This is a genomic window from Mesotoga sp. UBA5557, assembly GCF_002425715.1.
Classification (GTDB): domain Bacteria; phylum Thermotogota; class Thermotogae; order Petrotogales; family Kosmotogaceae; genus Mesotoga.
The window spans coordinates 1-18018 of the sequence record NZ_DIMV01000024.1; the positions used below are offsets into that span (position 1 = coordinate 1).

General features: G+C 45.5%; 13 protein-coding genes. 6 read left to right on the forward strand and 7 right to left on the reverse strand.

Going from position 1 to position 18018, the window contains the following annotated elements; all coding sequences use genetic code 11:
* The first annotated feature begins 362 nt into the window (after positions 1–362).
* The 3 genes from B3157_RS02555 to B3157_RS02565 are packed head-to-tail and all read left to right on the forward strand — an operon-like array spanning position 363 to position 2255.
* Positions 363–1742 (forward strand): MATE family efflux transporter, encoded by a 1380-nt coding sequence (locus B3157_RS02555; protein ID WP_292588628.1) that lies wholly within the window; start codon positions 363–365, stop codon positions 1740–1742.
* Complete coding sequence (locus B3157_RS02560) at positions 1732–1953, forward strand: hypothetical protein (protein WP_292588630.1); 222 nt, start codon at positions 1732–1734, stop codon at positions 1951–1953. Before B3157_RS02555 ends, B3157_RS02560 begins: the two co-directional genes overlap by 11 nt.
* The gene (locus B3157_RS02565) at positions 1950–2255 is read left to right on the forward strand and encodes a MarR family winged helix-turn-helix transcriptional regulator (protein WP_292588632.1); all 306 of its coding nucleotides are present in this window, start codon (positions 1950–1952) and stop codon (positions 2253–2255) included. The genes B3157_RS02560 and B3157_RS02565 overlap by 4 nt, the downstream gene beginning before the upstream one ends.
* A gap of 29 nt (positions 2256–2284) precedes the next feature.
* Here the strand turns inward: B3157_RS02565 and B3157_RS02570 are convergent, their stop codons facing one another.
* From B3157_RS02570 to B3157_RS02580, 3 genes are all read right to left on the reverse strand, one after another.
* Positions 2285–3832 (reverse strand): ankyrin repeat domain-containing protein, encoded by a 1548-nt coding sequence (locus tag B3157_RS02570; RefSeq protein ID WP_292588634.1) that lies wholly within the window; start codon positions 3830–3832, stop codon positions 2285–2287.
* 246 nt (positions 3833–4078) lie between these two features.
* Positions 4079–4768 carry an aspartate/glutamate racemase family protein gene (locus tag B3157_RS02575; protein WP_292588636.1) on the reverse strand — a complete coding sequence of 230 codons (690 nt, stop codon included), beginning with the start codon at positions 4766–4768 and terminating at the stop codon, positions 4079–4081.
* Positions 4765–5994: an alpha/beta hydrolase family protein gene (locus B3157_RS02580; protein WP_292588639.1), complete on the reverse strand. Its 1230-nt coding sequence runs from the start codon at positions 5992–5994 to the stop codon at positions 4765–4767. The genes B3157_RS02575 and B3157_RS02580 overlap by 4 nt, the downstream gene beginning before the upstream one ends.
* A 129-nt stretch (positions 5995–6123) precedes the next feature.
* Between B3157_RS02580 and B3157_RS02585 the strand changes: the two genes are divergently transcribed.
* The gene (locus B3157_RS02585) at positions 6124–7134 is read left to right on the forward strand and encodes a phospholipase (RefSeq protein ID WP_292588641.1); all 1011 of its coding nucleotides are present in this window, start codon (positions 6124–6126) and stop codon (positions 7132–7134) included.
* Between the two features lie 109 nt (positions 7135–7243).
* Here B3157_RS02585 and B3157_RS02590 read toward each other — a convergent pair whose 3' ends face one another.
* From B3157_RS02590 to B3157_RS02600, 3 genes are all read right to left on the reverse strand, one after another.
* Entirely contained in the window at positions 7244–9592 is a 2349-nt protein-coding gene (locus B3157_RS02590; RefSeq protein WP_214060691.1) for a Lon protease family protein, read from the reverse strand.
* 109 nt (positions 9593–9701) lie between these two features.
* Positions 9702–10265, reverse strand: a complete 564-nt coding sequence (locus tag B3157_RS02595; RefSeq protein ID WP_349680355.1) for a 2'-5' RNA ligase family protein — start codon at positions 10263–10265, stop codon at positions 9702–9704.
* A gap of 14 nt (positions 10266–10279) precedes the next feature.
* Positions 10280–12403 (reverse strand): efflux RND transporter permease subunit, encoded by a 2124-nt coding sequence (locus B3157_RS02600; protein ID WP_292588646.1) that lies wholly within the window; start codon positions 12401–12403, stop codon positions 10280–10282.
* A gap of 187 nt (positions 12404–12590) precedes the next feature.
* Between B3157_RS02600 and B3157_RS02605 the strand changes: the two genes are divergently transcribed.
* Complete coding sequence (locus tag B3157_RS02605) at positions 12591–13346, forward strand: ABC transporter ATP-binding protein (RefSeq protein WP_292588648.1); 756 nt, start codon at positions 12591–12593, stop codon at positions 13344–13346.
* Positions 13347–13355: 9 nt separating this feature from the next.
* Complete coding sequence (locus B3157_RS02610; protein ID WP_292588650.1) at positions 13356–14858, forward strand: hypothetical protein; 1503 nt, start codon at positions 13356–13358, stop codon at positions 14856–14858.
* Here the strand turns inward: B3157_RS02610 and B3157_RS02615 are convergent.
* The gene (locus B3157_RS02615) at positions 14855–17749 is read right to left on the reverse strand and encodes an HD domain-containing phosphohydrolase (protein WP_292588652.1); all 2895 of its coding nucleotides are present in this window, start codon (positions 17747–17749) and stop codon (positions 14855–14857) included. The genes B3157_RS02610 and B3157_RS02615 overlap by 4 nt on opposite strands.
* Positions 17750–18018 lie beyond the last annotated feature (269 nt).

Here is an 18018-nt window from a genome sequence, read left to right on the forward strand (position 1 = left end):
CATTTCAGACTCGGATCCTGAACCTTGTTTTCAATTTTCTTCGCGGCTTTTACGGAGAACGGAGAACCGGTGACGGTTAACGTGGTTTTTCATCAGCGTTCAGCGGGTTCTCTGCCTTTAAGCGCACAGCGGCGGCTCCGCAGAACTGTGAACCAACAACGGACAACTATTTCTTCTGCTTGCAACTGACAACATGGAACTTGGAACTGATTCTTTCCGGAGGACGACGGACTGCTGACATACAACGATTGCCAACTCGCTTCTTATCGAATCAAAACTACCGGCACGAAAGCGAGAGAAAAAGCATTCGGTACTACTGTGAATTATAATAGTTAAATATGCAACTGTTTCAGAGGTGAGTTATGGCAAAAGACATACATAAGATGCTTGGGGAGGAGAGGATTGGAAGGCTTCTTCTCAGTCTCTCTTTACCTGCAACTATCGGCATGCTCGTTCAGGCAATGTACAACTTCGTTGATACAATTTACGTCGGAAGAGGCGTCGGGTCGATGGGCATCGCGGGCATATCTATTTCCTTCCCTGTTCAAATATTCGTTATGGCATTTGCTCAGATGTTCGGAATCGGCGGCGCTTCAGTTATATCGAGGGCGCTCGGTGAAAAGAACCACGAAAAAGCAAGACGCGCCGCTGGAAACGTAATGGCTTTCTCGATCGCCTTCGGATTGGCGATGACCCTGCTGGGATACTTTTTTATAGATCAGTTGCTCATAATGCTCGGAGCGAGTGAAGCCATCATTCCGTATGCGAGAGAATACCTGAGCATAATACTTCTCGGAAGCGCTTTCTTTTCTTTTGGAATGGCTATGAGCCATGTTATTAGGGCAGAAGGAAAACCAAAGATAGCAATGGCTGCAATGTTGATCTCTGCTGTTCTTAACATAATTCTTGATCCCATTTTCATTTTCACTCTCAACATGGGCATAAGAGGTGCGGCGCTGGCAACCGTTTTGTCTCAGGCGATTACCTCGATCTATATTCTCTTTTACTTCACCAGCGGAAAGAGTCTGTTGAGAATCTCTCTGGCTTCTTTGATTCCAGAGTGGACAATCCTGAAGGAAACCGTCTCCGTGGGTCTTTCCGCTTTTTCCAGACAGGTTGCGGGCAGTGTGCTTGCCGTTGTTATGAATAACTCACTGGTTTTCTATGGAGGCGACATTGCGGTGGCAGTCTACGGCATAATAAACAGACTGCTAATGGTTTTCATAATGCCTATGTTCGGCGTGAATCAGGGATTTCTTCCAATTGTCGGATACAACTACGGCGCCAAAAAAATGAGGCGAGCAAGAGAGTCTGTCAAACTGGCCTCCGCAGTTACCACGTTGATCGCCCTTTTCTCGGCAATCATAATGTTCTTCTTTGCAAGACAACTCATATCGATTTTCTCTGATGAAATCGAGCTTATTGAACCCACAATTTCTGCTCTCAGGATTGTTATCCTTGCCATCCCGACTATCGGCATCCAGGTTATTGCTTCTGGAATGTTCCAGGCACTCGGCAAAGCCATACCCGCACTTTTCTTATCCCTCCTTAGACAGATAATAATTCTGATACCACTGATTCTAGTGATTCCGCGCTTTCTAGGGATTAATGGCATCTGGATATCCTTTCCACTTGCCGATTTGATCGCTTTCGCAATATCGCTGGTTTTCTACCTTAGAGAACTGAAGACATTCCGTTCAAGTGAGCTCAGTGCTGAGGTAGGGACAACGGATGTCGCGTGATCCAGCCTTCGATAGAGAAGAGTACATTGGCCGCTGGATATATCGCATTTCGCGCAGTGCAAATGTCCATTTCAGCAGGGAAATGCAGAAATTTCGACTGGGGAGTGGCCATTTCTTCTTTGTGAGAGTGCTGATAGCCAGAGACGGAATAAGCCAGAATGAGCTCAGCGAAATTCTCGGTGTCGATAAGGGAATTACTCTAAAGCCATGAAGAAACTTACCGAAGCAGGCAATATAAAGAGGAAAACCGACCCATCAGACAGCCGGAGTTACAGGCTGTTTCTCACAGAAAGCGGCATAAGAATTGGTCAAGAGCTAGGAAGGCTTGGAAGAGATCATGAAACAATGCTAACAGAAGGTTTCTCCAACGGCGAAAGAGATCACCTGTTTTCTCTTCTTCAGAAGGCCGCCAAAATGCCAGAAGAGTCAATGATTGACAATGACGTTTCTTGGTTAACGTCTTATGGCCCATTACAAGCAACCGGTCCCTGCGCAAGGCAGACACCGGTTTAGTAGATTAAATCGCGGACTTGTCCGAGACTTCAATAAAGCGTTTTCAAGAATCCAACTATCTCTTCTGATGCAGCATAATCCTCCGGAGTCACTCCTGCGTTGTCCTTTGTATCCGGCACCAAACCGAATCCGCTCAGGATCGTAAGCATTTCGATCGCGTCCCATTTGTCCTCGACAGCGTAGTGTGAGGGCGTTTTCCCGCTGTGATCCTGATGATTGACATTCGCTCCTCTCTCACCGAGGTAAGAAATCGCTTCCATGTTGTGGTCTTTAACAGCATAGAAGATAGGCGTTCTGCCTTCGTCATCTTCGGCCTCAATGTCAGCTCCGCTTTCGAGCAAGTAATCGACGACTTCCGGCTTTCCCCTGCGGCCGACAGCGGAATGAATTGGAAGTAATCCTTCATCTGTCTCGATCGAAACATCCGCGCCTCTTTCCAAGAGGTACTTGACAATATCTAGCTTTCCATAAGCGGCTGCGATATGAAGCGGTGAGATACCGCTTTCTACTTCATTGTTGTTGATACTGACACCCGCAGAAAGCAAGCTATCAATAGTTTCTTTGTCTTCTTGGTAGACAGCGAGATGCAAGTGTAGGGGCAAGTGATTATTGTTATCTCTTGCCAGGACGTCGGCTCCAAGTGAAATAAGGAGCTTGACATTTCTCAAGGACTCGTTCTCTGAAGCGATATGCAGAGGAGTTTTCCCTTCATAGTTCCTTGAATCAACTTCGATTCCAAGCTCAACAAACATCTCGATGTTCTTGGTAGATCCCTTACCTGCAGCGCGATGAAGTAGGGTATTACCTGAATCATCTACTCCAGAATAGTCGGCGCCAAATTCGATCAGCATTTTCGAAATATCATTATTGGACTTCGATACGGCCAGTTGAAGCGGCGTATAGTATTCATTCCCGATAGACACATCTGCCCCATGTTCTAGAAGCGCTTCTATGCCCTCAATTGGGAGGCCTTCCGATATAGCTAGATAGAGAGGAGTTCTTCCGTCCTTGGCCGGTCGATTTGGATCGGCTCCGTTTTCAAGCAGGAAGACTACGGTATTTGTCCCCTTCGAAAATATCGCAGCAATCAAAGGTGAGCGGAAAGCATATTCAACTCTCTCTAGATCGGCTCCCTTCTCCACAAGATACTTAACGACTTCCAGAGTAGTGTCGTTCTTGGAGTTGTCACAGGCGAGGATCAAAGGTGTATAGCCTTCATAAAACATCGAACTGGCCGGATGAGCGTTTATATCCGCCCCTCTTTCAAGAAGCATCTTCACGACATCGAGGAGACCCTTTCTCGCAGCGTAATGAAGAGCTGTATAGCCATTGTCGTCAACGGTTGAAATGTCTGCCCCAGATTCAATAAGGTAGGTTGCTATTTCCGAGTGGCCGTAATCCGCTGCGACCATCAAGGGTGTTTTGTTTGCATAGCCACGCTCGTTAATATTACCGCCGCTGTTGACAGCTTCCTTTACCCCTTGCAGGTCACCGTTGGACGCACTATTGTAAACGCTAGAAAAAGAGACTACCGATAACAGCAGTACTAACAGAAGCACTAACAAGAGTCTTCTCATACTCAAATCCTCCTTCTGCAAAGTGAACGATCACTAGCAATTTGAAATAGCTGCTAATCATGTGAATAGCAGTATCTACCTGAGAAAATAGCCTTCCCTGTCGAGATTCACACAAGAGTGATTTGGAATCTCGGATCCGGTCGAACTTACCGATTCAGAAGCAAAATGCTTTTGTCTTCTGAGTCAATCTCATGCGTCATGCATTCTCTAGAGAACTGTGAACTATTCAGTATTCTTGATTCCGAATCACGCAAGAGCATGATCGACGGCCGCCCGGGCGTGAATGGCCGTAGTATCGAAAACGGCAATGTCAGCGTCTGATTCTTTGATCAGCAGAGGTATCTCAGTGCAACCAAGTATAACTCCCTCGGCTCCATTGACCTGAAGACCCTTAATCACTGCCTTATAGACTGACTTTGATTCCTCTCTGAAGATTCCTTTGCAGAGCTCTTCGAAGATAATCCTATCTACTACTACCATTTCTTCAGCTGAAGGAACGATAACATTTATGCCAAATCCCGCCAAAGTATCCTTGTAGTAAGCCCTCTCCATAGTGAATCTTGTGCCAAGGAGTCCAACGGTTTCAAGTCCCCTTCTCTCGATCTCCTCTCCGACTGCCTTACCGATTTCTAGGACTTCAAGCCCTGATGCTCCTTCGATTTCTCTGGCCAAAAGATGCATTGTGTTGGTACATATGATAAGAAAGTCTGCACCAGCTCTCTTCAGATCAATGGCTGCGGCAGACAAGACCCTCTCTATACCCTTCCAGTCATTACTCTTCATCATCTCCGAAACGGGGCCGAAATCAACTGAAGCCAAGGTGCATTCTGCGGAATGCAATCCCCCAAGCCTGTTCTTGACCATTTCATTGAGCAATCTGTAGTACTCCAGTGATGATTCCCAGCTCATCCCACCCAAAAGGCCAATACGCTTCATGTCGTTGCTCCAAAAACATCGTCCAGCCAATCAAGAAGCACTGAATTGGACAAAGGAAGATTAGTAACTTGACAATGGGAATCTGCGCCTTCCTGCTTCTTGAATATTCTCATTGTTGACTTTCCCGAAACGTTATCTAAGGCTTCCCTTGCCTGGATGAGCGCCTCTTCTCCTTCTCCCTCTCCCACCATGGCAAGGAATGGAACCTGAATACTCTTTATAGCGTTGCCTACAACGAAATCCCTCATTCTTTCGAAAGCCTTGAACATGGAGACCTCGCCGAACCTGAGCATTATGTTGACGAGCTGGAGCTTTTGAGCCTTAGACAAATACTCCGAGGGCACAAGGTCGACCGTTTCCAGTGTAATATCTTCAGGAGAATTGATAGCCTCTCCGGCAAATGCAGACATGTACTTGTAGATATCGGTAACAGGTGAATTGGAAATCAGGGCTCTTATTCTGGAATCGTGAGCCGCGGCCCTAAGTGAGAAATAACCTCCGAGACTAATGCCGTACAGCGCGAGTCTTGATGGATCGACATCCTCCTTCGACAAGACATAATCGACAACTTTGGAAATCGGAACTTCGTAGTCAGGACGCAACGGAGTCTCGGGCGAAAACCTTCTCATTCCTACCTGACCGGGGCCATCGAAGAGAACAACCGCGTAACCTCTCTGCAAAGCGGCCGAGCCTGCCTGGAAATACATCTCTTCCGATGTCCCGTCAAAACCACTCATCATCATTATCGTCTTCTTCTTGCCGCCGGTCGTTGGAGCAATCCAGTACGCCGGAATGAAATCCTCACCATAGGGTATTCTCTCAGCTTCGAACTGAATATCAGTGGTTCTGAAAGCATATACAAAGCAATCTCTGCTTTCCATTCCAAGGTATCTTGTCTTCGAATCTCTGGGATCGCCAAAATACTCGGCAGCTCTGAAATAGCTTGCCGCCCTCAAGAATTCCTGCCTCGCGCTCTCGTTATTACCTTTCTGAAGAACCACGAGGGCATTATTTTTCAGCCTTGTTGCCAGGTCCTTGAATGACTTCACCCACGTTGATGGGTCTTCACAATCTATATGCGGTACAAGCGAAAGAATCTCTCCTACGGTGCCTCCTTCGTACGATACTGCACCAAGAGACCTGTAGAGCTGGAAATCAAATTCATTATCTTGAAGAATCCGCACGTCTAATGAGCCTCTTGAAACTCCTCTAGAAGCGTCGGCCATATTGCACCTCCCTAAACTGCTTTTCTTAGACAATACTATCAGAAAGCTTGCCTATCACGAAGCTACATCGGTATCAAGAAGACAATAATGCAGTTCGAATCTGTTATTATAAGAATTGGAGGTGGTTACGTGAGAAAGGTGATAATGATTCTAATACTGCTATTAGCCGTGTTCGGATTTTCATGGTCGGGGCACGATGCTCTAACGTATTTGATTGTATCCCAGTATGAGGAGGTTTTTGACAAGTACGTTGAGATAACCCCGTACACATACGCCGACGTTGACACTCGTGAATACAACGCGGCTATAGAAGGTTTTTACGACTATCTGGGTGAACCCTATTTACCAGAAGAAGACCTGGATCTATACAGTGCAGTCTTCCCGAACCCTAAGCCGGTCGATGACAAAGCTCCCATGTGGCAAATTCTCTCGGTATATTCTTACGAGCCCGATCTAGGCATGGATAAGGGGCTCGAACTAAAGGGAATAGAGACGCTCCTTGGGGACAGTCAGGGGCTGAGGCACATGGAATACAGAATGCTTTTCTTCATTAGAGTTGGAGAAGTAACCGACGTCGTCCAGTACTTCAGTGATCTGGCCGAGATCGCTTATTCTAGAGGAGACCATTATTGGGCATACCGGTTCATGGGGAGGGCGATTCACTATCTTGAAGATGTGGGCCAGCCTTTTCATACATTCCCCGCCCCGTTTTTCGAACTGCTGAAGCTTCCTTTCAACATGGACAAGTGGCTCGCCATCTTTGCTAATTATCACTTCGCATACGACTTCTACGGTGGTTATTTGATTTGGGGACAATACGAGCCCCTGCTAATGGCGCTCGAAGAGGTTCCTGCCAGAATCGTCAGGAATCCGAAGCAGGCCGCGGTAGATTTGAGGAAGTACTCCAGAGAGAAACTCAATCCAGTATACTATGAACTCAAACATGTTATGGGAAATGAACTTGAGAAACCTCAGGCAGTCTGGCTAGGCAAAGAGTATTTCGATGATCTTCACGAAGCAGGCAAGACATCGAAATTAGACAACCTCTCCGTTGAGATTCTCAGAGAGACTGCTTCTTATGTAAAGGGATACATAAACTATATGCTGAACAAATTCGCGGCAATAGACTCCGAATCATGATCAGGTAGCTGCCTTGCAAAAAATGGCGATGGACATGCCAGATATGTCTGTCGCCATCTTTCTTATTGGCCATTTGAACAACCACCATTGATTTACGTATCTTGCTTATTCATTTCTTCGACTGAGAAGCTATCTCATAGTACTTCATCAACTTCTCTACTACCCTCTGGTTGAAGCTGCCAGGCGAGTACTCTCCGCTCTTCCCGAGCTTTCCCGACTTCATGCCCGTCAGTACCTCAATGGCCTCGTCCACGGTCTCAACGGTCCATATGTTGAATCTCCCTTCCTTAATGGCATTAATTATTTCGTCAGGGAGAACAACATTGTCAGAGTTCGCCTGAGGCACGACCACTCCCTGTTGACCGGTAAACCCCTTTATCTTGCAGAGATCATAGAAGCCCTGAATCTTGTACTGAACTCCGCCTACGGGTTGGACTCTTCCGCTTTGATTGATCGAGCCCGTAACTGCTATTGACTGCTTAATCGGCACATCGGCAATTGCAGACAGGAAAGCGACTGTCTCCGCCACGGAAGCGCTATCCCCTTCAACTGTCGAATAGACCTGCTCAAAACTTATCGAACCGTTCAGGCTCAGCGGGAATTGCTGCGCATATCTCGAACTCATGTATCCCTGAATAGTCAGACTGGCTTTGTTGTGGATGTTTCCACTTAGTTCCGATTCTTTCTGTATGTCAACTATACCGCTGTTGCCTGGACCGGCTTTGGCAGTTATTTTCACCGGTATTCCAAAAGAGAGATCCTCTGTCTGGACTACTGTCAAACCGTTTATCTCACCAACAAGCTCTCCATCTGTCTGAACCATCAATGTCGAGTTCTTAAACATTTCCTTTATCTTGTCCTGATAGAGGGAGACCCTTGTATGCATCTCTTCCCAAGCGGTCGATACATCCTCAGCCTCTATCATATCGTGCTTCTTCATATCCGCCATTGCCGAGCTCTCCAGGAGGAGCTGTTCAAGGGTGCCAAACTGAGTCGAGACTTTCTTCCTGCTTCCCGAAAGGAATATCGCTCTCTTTATCACTTCTTTGATTCCGTCCCTTTCAAGCGGCTTCAAAGTATTCTCCCTCACAATATTGCAGGTTAGCCCACAGAGCTTGCCAATCGTGTCCTTCTCCAACGCCATTTCCCAATCGAACTCGGCTTTAATCTTGAAGAGCTTCTTGAAATCCGTATCGAGCGTACTTAACATGCTGTATATCCACGGCTCGCCTATCATGATTATCTTTATATCCAGCGGAATTGGCTCAGGCTTCAGACTAACAGTCGATAAGAGACCGATCTTGTGTTCTAGATTCTCAATTCCTTCGAGTCCGGAAAAGAGTACCTGCTTCAGAGTCTGCCAGACATAGGGTTCGCTCAGTACGCTCTTGGCATCAAGGACAAGATACCCGCCGTTCGAGTTATGTATTGCGCCTGGCCTTATCATGGTGTGGTCGGTATCAAGCATTCCCATCTTTGCTACATACTCTATTCTTCCGAAAAGGGAGGAGTAATTGGGGTTTGTTACCTCCACAATGGGTTTCCCCTCTATTCCCGAGTTGTCGACAAACAGATTGACCGCATATCTCTTGCCGAAAAAAGCTTTGGAGTCGATCTCCTGGCTGAAGAATACTCCCAGATTGTCAAGCAAGTCTTCCTTCATGCTCTCTATAAAATCAACGACCTCTTTGTTCTTGCTAAACTTGTCTTTCATCTCCTTTATGTGACCTTCAACTGCGAAAGAAGCCACGTTTCGATTCAATTCCTTGTACTTCTCACCATATTCTTTTTCCATCTTGCTCAATCTAAGAAGATACGAGTTGACTAATTCACGGACTTCCTCGCCTTTCTTGGTAAGCTGCTTCTGGTATTCCTCAGGTAAGGCTTCGTACACTTCCTGGGTAAGCGGTTTACCGTTCCAGAGAGGAATCGTTGCAACTCCTGTCTGGTTTATTTGAACAGTGAAATCCTTTTCTTTCGCCTTCTCTAACAATTCCTTCAGCATACTTGAACGCTTTTCCGATTGCTCATTCTGGATCGAAGTTACCTTCTGCTGGTAGTCCTCACTCTGAAAGCTCTCGCTGATCGAGTTGATAGCTATCTCAACAAACTCGTTCATCTCTTTCTGAAATACCTTCCCTGCCCCCGCTTCAAGTGGAATTGAATTTGGCGACCTTTGTTCATCGAAGTTGTAGACATATATCCAGTCGCCCGGAGTCTTCGTTCCTTCGACCTTCTTCTTCAGATAACGACTGACAAATGTCCTTCTTCCGGTGTTGTTACTGCCGGAAACAAAAACATTGTATCCCTTTGCGTTTATATAAAGCCCTGTCTCCAAAGCTCTTATGGCTCTCTCCTGTCCGATGAACTCCTCTAGTTCACTCAAACATTCAGTTGACTTTACATTCTTCGGCAGTGGAATTTTCAAATCTATCTCCTTCCAGCCAATCCTTTTCATTCACCTACCTCCTTCTTCTGATCGATTATAACAAATTGGACTCTTTGAGAGCCCATCTGAGACATTGAAAGTCACGAAAAATGATGCATAAAGATAAACCAGTTTGTCTTCAGGAACAGGTGAGTCTGAAGCTCTTACTGACAACAATTCCCTTCTCTGGAATCTCTTCAAGAACTGCCAGATTGTCAATTACAAACTCATGATGGAAGTCCCTGAATGCAAGTCTCTCCATCACAGGACCTATGTTGCTTCGATTAACATCATCTCCATAGGCAAGTGTTATATGAGGGATCCAGTGAGTCTCGCTGTAAACGGCTGCTTTGCTGTCCACTGCTTCACAGAGGACTTTACATAGCGATTTATGAAGAGAAGCCAACCTAGGACTTCTAGCTACTCCAATGAAAATCACCGGTCTCTCGCCAGTGAAAATACCAAGATATTCTGTCTTTGCCGAGAAGGCACCCATAACGGACGCAATCTCTTCAAGCATGGGATCTGAAGTGACAGTCGTCTCTTCGAAAATGCAATAGCTAATGTGTGGAAGTGGATTGAGCATAACCGAACGTAATCCGAAGTCTGTTTTCAATTCATTCCACAGCTCTCTGACAAACCGATTCAGATCGTCTGGAAGAAGAGAAACGAGAGCTTTCAGAACGCCACCTCCAATCTGAATATAAGTGAATTATATCAGTCAGAGGCTTTTGCCCTATCAGAAAACTTCTTACTTCTAGATGCGATCTCTGGCAGAAGTATTAGAGTAAGAACCATTCCCACAACAAGTCCGCTAACCATCAACTTCGCCACATCAACGTACAACAAGAGAGGTGAAAGCAGAAGAACTGAAAAGCCGGCAACAAGACTAAGCCCGTTTGCAAGAATTGCATTTGCGGTCTGTTGATATGCCCTACGTGAATCGCCGAACCTCCTGAACCAGATAGTGAAGTGAATCGAATAATCGATTACCAGTCCCATCAACATTCCCGAAATGAGCGCTGTAGAAATGCTCAACGGGATCCTGAAAAGCGCCATAAAAGCGAAGTTGAAAAGAGTTGTAAGGAGAATAGGTATCGTGGCTATGATTGTCGACTTCAAACTTTTGAATATCGTGAATAGGAGGAGCATGATAAGCCCAAACGATACTATCAAGCTCTGAATCTGATTGTTAACAACAGAGGAGTTCACGCTCTTCCATATAAGCGTAGTTCCAGCCAGATTGAACCTGAAATTGTCATCCAGTTCCGGATAGCTCATTATTAGTTCTTCGACGGCCAACTTCAGTTTTTCGGCGCTTCGACTGTCGCTCTCCGGAGAGAACAGATTGAATCGTATAGCATTGTCGCTCACAAGAAGTGTTGTAGAGTCACCGAAAACATCACTTGAGTTCAGTGCTCTCACCATAAGCGTCAACGGAACACCCGTCTCTCTTGACAGATCGAGTAGACTCATGACCTTCGAAACTCCATCAAGTCTCTTTAGCTCCGCTTCGAACGCTTCCAAACTCTCTACATGATCTGTCGTTAATGCAATGCTATCCCCTTCTTTTGGTGTAACCATCAGCGAATAATTTGTCAGCCAACCGAAAGCCTCTTTCATGGTGTTTGCGCTTCTTCTAATCTCCGAATTCTCTTTGAAGAAATTATACTGGTCAATAGTCATTGGAATTGTCATGATCAGAAAAGGAGAGGCGATACTGCCCACTATAATGGCCCAGACAACTACCTTTTTCGCAAGACGATTTACGTCTCTTGGAGGTGATGCACGTTGCGGATTCACAGTTTCTCTTGAAGACACAAGTCCCGGGAGCACGACAATTGTGAAAACCGCAGAGAGGAAGATTCCTGAACAGACGAATATACCCATCTCCTGAAAGGCCTTCAAGTCGAGCAGAATGTATGAAGAAAAGCCTGCCATCGTTGTCAAAGCAGATAAGAGAACAGGAACTCTCTCCTCGTGAACTGTCCGACTGACGGCATTCTTAAGATGAATGTTTTCTTCAAACCTTGAGAGGAAATGCATCCCGTATGCACTTCCAATAATGACGATAAATGAAGGGATCATAACGGTCAAACTGTTGATCGAAAGCTTCATTATACCCATTACTCCAACTATCGCCATTACGGAGGCCAGAGGAGGAACCAGTGTAAGCAAAGCAAGCGAGACCTTTCTGAACTTGATTACGTAGACCATGAGAATTGCAAGTAGAATGAAAGGTGGATACTTGAAGGTAAGATCGATTATTGATCTGAATGTCTCTGTGTTGGCAACGCTCTCTCCAATTAGTCTATAGTCCTTTACATCGAGAGAATCGAGTTTCGATCGAAGTTGAGGGACAAGTGTGTCGCTGCTCAACTCATTTCCGTCTGCGATTGTAATCAGTATGCCGTAATAGCTGCCGTCAGAAGATATCAGCAGGTTACTGTATATTGGATCTGTCAGCAGATCTTCATTCAGCACCAATTTCCCATCTTCCAAGTACACGTAGTCCTCAGCTGGAATTCTCAAAGTGAAAAGATTGAAGCTTCCCAGCTTCATCGCGTTAGTGGCTGACAACACCGAGTTAACCCAGTCAAGAGACTTTATCTCATCTGATATTCTTTTCAGAAGCTCGAGTGGAGTTTCCGATGCATTAAGAATCACCATGATCGATCCAGTGTCTCCAAAAACCTCCGCGATTCGGTTGAACGCTGCCAGTTCAGGATCATCATCGCTCAGAAATGCTGCAGGCGAGGGATCGAAGCTGAGACCGTTGATTCCCGACAATAGAATTATTACTACGGCAGCTAATAATGCGAAGGACACAGCTCTTCTCATATGCCCACCTCATAAACTTAGTCAATTATATCATCCGGCAACAGGATTGCCTGCGCTGTATAGAAATCATCTGCCAGATCAACAGAATTTCTTGACATTATGTGAAATGTATCGGGTCTTGTCGTAGAATAGGTTCGGGACATGCACGAAGATCGTCCTGAGGCAGTACCGTCTGGAGGGATGCTAGATGATTGACTGTAAAAAACTTACGAAAGCATTCGATAAGAGCCCCGTAGTAGACGAGATAGATCTGCTGGTGAACTCTGGCGAAATATATGGCTTTCTGGGACCAAACGGAGCCGGAAAGACAACGACGATTAGAATGCTTACCGGTACGCTTAGACCTACTTCGGGAGAGATAAAAATCCTCGGCATGAACTACTCGATTAATGAGCTTCAGATAAAGAGCAAGATCGGTGTTGTCCCTGAAGAACCACGAATCTATTCCTACTTCACAGGAGCTGAGTTCCTTGAGTTCATCATGGATATCTTTCCCGATAAGAGACAAGAAGCGAAGAAGAGAGTCGGCGAACTATGTGAAGCGTTTGGAATAGATTATCTGGGGAAGATGATATCTGAGATGTCTCACGGTATGAAACAGAAGATAATGGTTATCTCTGTTCTGATGAGGAGACCAGAAGTCATCTTTTTGGATGAGCCGACCGTAGGTCTCGATGCAAGAAGCGCGAAGATACTTAAGATGCTTCTTGAGAAGTATAAGGGCGAAGGCTCTACCATTTTCATGACCACACACGTGCTGGAGATAGCGGAAAAGATGTGCGACCGGATAGGCATAATCAACAAGGGGAAGCTAATTTCCGAGGGCACGATGGATGAGCTAAGAAGGAGAGCAGGAGCCGACAACAAAGAGACTCTCGAGAACCTCTTCCTGCAGCTTACTGGCGAGAACGAAGACATCCAGGAAATTGTAGGCGCATTGTGAGGTGTCTATTTGAACGACCTTAAGCTGTTCCTTAAGTACAAGCTCTTCATGTTTCCGGGCAAGAAAGGCACAAGAGGAGGCCTTTCGGGCCAGCTATTCGTCTTTGCAGTATTCACAATCATGATCGGAATGTTTCTCTGGAACGTGTATGGTGCGACTTCTGGAGTAGCCGTTGAAGGCGTCTCCCTTGGCAAGGTCATGGCCGGATTTTTTCTGACAATCTCAGGGCTGTTCTTTCTAATCTCATTTTCGGCCACATCGTCTTATCTCTTCATGAGAAACGATGAGATAGACATGCTTCTCGTTCTTCCGGTAAAGAGAGTGAGTATCATAGTCTATCAGATTATTATCTCGACCCTATATCAGGGGCTCACTCTGTCCGTCTTTCTGGGAATCGCTCTTCCATACCATCTCAGAATCGATCCCAATCCATGGATCGGAATCCCTTCACTTGTTCTCGTGGTAATAAACACCGTACTTCTGGCTTCCATCGTTTCTGTAGCTCTTGGGAAATTCATGTCCAGGGCAGTCGCAAGAAAAGTAATGTTCATCGTTCAAATTGCGGCAGCTTTCATGTTCTTCATAATAGTTCAGTTAGTTCCACGGAGCACGGATAATATACCGCTTTATCTGCAGAAGCTCGCAAGCGCTTGGGAAGTTTTTTCAAACCCTCTGAATATCTTCACCTGGAGTGTTAAGTCTTCGGAAAGCCCTCTGTACCTCCTAGTTGGATTAGCGGCAATTCCTTTGCTGGGATATGTTTTTTTCAGGGTTGCCTCATCTATCAAATTCGAACCGGTATCATATTCCAAGAACAAGCAGAAGACCGTGACCTTCAATGACAGGCGGGGATGGGTTTTGCTCAGAAGAGAACTAAAGATATATAGACGCTATGAACAGCTAATATACTATCTTTTCTATCCCGTTGTCTTTGGACTTGTTTTTGGCCTTATCTCAGAAGAAGTAGTAACATCGATCTTCACTATGGTACTTATTAGTACCATCTTCACCACTATACAATCCGCCTTTTTGATGGGCAGAGAGTATCCCTTTATTGAGACAACAAAGATATTGCCTCTTTCTCTGGGAAGGATGATAGCCATAAAAACCACTCTACCTGTTCTGTTGGGGACAGTTCTCTTTGTGGGCGTTCTAGGCGTAAGCATCTTGATCAAGAGAGGTTCTTTCGGTTATCTTATGGTTGTTCCGGCTGTCTTTGTGCTTTATGTGACATCCTCTCTGCTCGGTATAAGAGGTGTTCTTTCGTCACCTCCCGATCAAATGGATAATCCGAATGCTTTCATGAGAACGAAATTCGTTCTTCTGAATCAGTTGATCTGTATGGGATTGAGTTTTGGGGCAATAATGCCTATCACGTTGATTCTGAAAGGCGCAGTTGACGGCACCGGCACAGCTTGGCTCCTTCTAGTATCACTGACATCGTTGGCAGTAGCGCTTCTTATATCTCTTCTGAGCTACAAAAAAATCTCACAAATAATCAAGAGCATCTAGAAAGACTCTATCTCTATCATTTCCCTAAACTTAATCACCAGTTCGGGGTCAAATTGAGTACCGGAACATCTCTTTATTTCGTCAATTGCTTCCTGTCTGTTCCTGGCTTTGCTGTATGGTCTGTCATTTGTCATTGCATCAAAGGCATCTACAACAGAGAGAATTCTGCATTCAACGGGGATCTTATCGCCCTTGATACCCAGAGGATAGCCCTCACCATCCCATCTTTCATGATGCCTGAGAATTAGATCTGCGACTGAAGAGAGGTCTGGAGATGACACGGCGATCCTGTATCCCTTTTCTGGGTGAAGTTTCATCACTTTCCATTCATCATCATCCAGTGGGCCTGGTTTGAATAGTATTCTATCTGGAATTCCAACCTTTCCCAGATCGTGAACCTGAGCAAAAAGTGCTAGGTCGCTGAGTTGCCGAGAACTCAGTCCTGCTCTTCTTCCCAGTTCTAAACACATCCTCTGCAGTCTCTTTGCATGACCGCCAGAGATTTGATCCTTTTCGGCCAGAGTAACTAGCAGCGTGTTCACCATCTGGCTTCTGACGCTGGAGCTCCTGTAAAGCTTGTCACGATACATCAGGTCATCTGCATGCCTCAGAGTCTCGACAAGAGATTGTTCCTGTCCCTTACTGGTAGCGATTCCCATGGAAACACTCAGAGGAGGTCCGATGTGATCTCTGTTGAATTTACCGACAATCTCCCTGACTCTCGACGCGATCTTCTCGGTCGTAGCTTCATCCGTTCGTATGAGAATAACTGCAAATTCGTCTCCACCAAACCTTGCAATAATATCAGTCTTTCTGAAACAGGATCTCAGAATCCTCGAAAACTCTAAAAGTATCTGATCTCCTCTTGCATGGCCCATCGTATCGTTAATTAGCTTCAGACCGTCGACATCGGCCGAAACGATTGAAATAGGATAGAATCTCGATCCTTCCAACCTGATGAGTTCTTCCTCGAAATAGAACCTGTTGTACAAATCAGTAAGCCCGTCGTGAAGAGACATGTAATTCATACGCTTTTCGGTCTCGATTCTCACGATCGCTTCGCGGACGTGAGACATAAGAAGTTCAGTCAGTCTTAGCTCCTGTTGGCCAAACTTCGACCTATTCGCGGACATCGCCTGAAAGACTCCAACATCTCCAACCGGAACGCTTAGGCCGGCACGGTAGATGTCGTTTGATTTGAGAGTGCCGGGGAACTCCTGGATATCATCGATTATGTAAGGCTTCTTCTCTCTGAAAGTCTTCCCGACAATTCCAACATCTTTCGGCATTACAATTGGGTCTCGCGGATTTAGGTTGGAAGATGCCTTGATTACTAGATTATCCTCTTCATTGACACAGATGAAGCATATATCAAATTCTAGGATCTCATTAGCTGCTTCAATCACAGAGTCGTATACATCCTGGAAGGTTCCGCATCTTTCCAGATTGAGAGCTGCGTCGTGAAGCCGTTCTATTCTGAACCTATCTCTCTCAAGAATCTCCAGATTTCTCATGCGTTCAGATATATCTCGGGCAAAAGTAAATTCGTATTCGCTTTCATCGTACCTGAAATAATTCCTGTTAATCTCGACGGGAAAGACAGAGCCGTCCTTTCTCACATGATAGGCTTCAAATGTATCCCTTCCTTTTGACTTAAGCCTTTCCCAGCTTACTCTTCTATCCATTGCCTCCATCGATTTATCGAGATCATTTACCTTCAGTCCGGAAATCTCATCCTTTGTGTATCCAAGATTCTTACAGGCCGCGCTGTTTGCATACAGTATCGTGCCGTCAGGAGCAATCCAGAAGGCCTCATCGTTCGCATTATCCAGTCCGAACTGAATAAGCTTAATCTTCCTAAGCGCCCTTCTTTCTTCGGTCACATCGTTTGCAGAGCAGACAACAGACTCTATATTTCCGAATTCGTCGATATCCGGCGTCTTCGTAATCTCCAGGATTCTTAGCTCTCCAATCGAGTTCTCTGAATTCTGCTCAAAAACAACTTTCTCTTTTCGAGCGAAAACTTCCTTGTTGCTTTCAACACATTCTATTGCCTCCTGTTCCGTGAGAATCTCAAAGACATTCTTCCCATCAATTTCCTCCGGGTGCCTGCCAAAAAACTTTGCAAACGACTCATTGACGATTCCGAAAGTCTCCTGATCTCTGAAGTACCAGATCAGTGTCGGAATCTTATCCAGAAGCAGAGACATTTCTCTGTTCCTTCTGACAAGAAACTTCTTGCCAGCCATTCGCTGTATAGTAGCGGTGAAGGCGAATGTCAGAAGAAAGACGAAAGCGATTGCGGCATAGTTAGCCGGTAGCCATCTGCGTTCAAGAGAAACTGAGACTCCTGCTAATAGCAGACTCCCCTTCTCGCTATTCAAGCTGTATCCTTCTGTTGTAAGCAGACTCAGAATTCCCTCGAGATCTAGCTTCAGAATGACATACCCATCCTTTGAGCTCTCTGAACCAGCGTTGTTGGTGAAGGCAGAAATTGCAAAAAGATCCTTGCCCACTGAGAAGATCTCCGAGTAGTCTCCTCCTTCAACAGTAGGCGTGACGGCAATTTCAAACTTCTCACCAGCAGACGCAAAAACCTCATCATTATAAAAAACAGCAACACCTTTGATATGCATATTACTGGCCAGCATCTCCATTAGGTAGTGATTGGTGAAATCGTTGTCATTCTGCATAACAGCTTCATAAAACGAATCCCGATGAAAGTGGCCGATTAATGTGGTCTTTGCAGTGTTTTCCGCGATCATTCTTGCGGAGTTGGCAATTTGACTTTCAACTTCAGAATACCTGACTTCTGTCACCGCAAAACCTATAACGGCCCAGAAAAGCGTTGCTAGAGCAGCCAGAGAGATAGGTTTAAGCCAATTCTTCATAAATACTCCTGTATGAGAAACGACTGGTTTTGTCAAGTCTATCATTTTTGCCGTCACGATACCCAGAAAGCACTACTCAGTGACGTGCTCTTGACTGCCAAAGGATTCTTTAAGATCAGAGTTTTGAAGAGTGATCGTTTGAGCAATGCCAGCTTTTTAAAAATCAATTATTTGCCTGAAAATCATAGTGAAGATTGCGGGATTTATAATGTGGAATCTCCATAGTTGTTTCCACAATACTGGTTGTGGTTGCAGTGTGCCAAGAAGGC

Coding starts and splice junctions, on each gene's coding strand:
- B3157_RS02555 (WP_292588628.1), top strand. CDS start 363: ATGGCAAAAGACATACATAAGATGCTTGGGGAGGAGAGGATTGGAAGG.
- B3157_RS02560 (WP_292588630.1), top strand. CDS start 1,732: ATGTCGCGTGATCCAGCCTTCGATAGAGAAGAGTACATTGGCCGCTGG.
- B3157_RS02565 (WP_292588632.1), top strand. CDS start 1,950: ATGAAGAAACTTACCGAAGCAGGCAATATAAAGAGGAAAACCGACCCA.
- B3157_RS02570 (WP_292588634.1), bottom strand. CDS start 3,832: ATGAGAAGACTCTTGTTAGTGCTTCTGTTAGTACTGCTGTTATCGGTA.
- B3157_RS02575 (WP_292588636.1), bottom strand. CDS start 4,768: ATGAAGCGTATTGGCCTTTTGGGTGGGATGAGCTGGGAATCATCACTG.
- B3157_RS02580 (WP_292588639.1), bottom strand. CDS start 5,994: ATGGCCGACGCTTCTAGAGGAGTTTCAAGAGGCTCATTAGACGTGCGG.
- B3157_RS02590 (WP_214060691.1), bottom strand. CDS start 9,592: ATGAAAAGGATTGGCTGGAAGGAGATAGATTTGAAAATTCCACTGCCG.
- B3157_RS02600 (WP_292588646.1), bottom strand. CDS start 12,403: ATGAGAAGAGCTGTGTCCTTCGCATTATTAGCTGCCGTAGTAATAATT.
- B3157_RS02605 (WP_292588648.1), top strand. CDS start 12,591: ATGATTGACTGTAAAAAACTTACGAAAGCATTCGATAAGAGCCCCGTA.
- B3157_RS02615 (WP_292588652.1), bottom strand. CDS start 17,749: ATGAAGAATTGGCTTAAACCTATCTCTCTGGCTGCTCTAGCAACGCTT.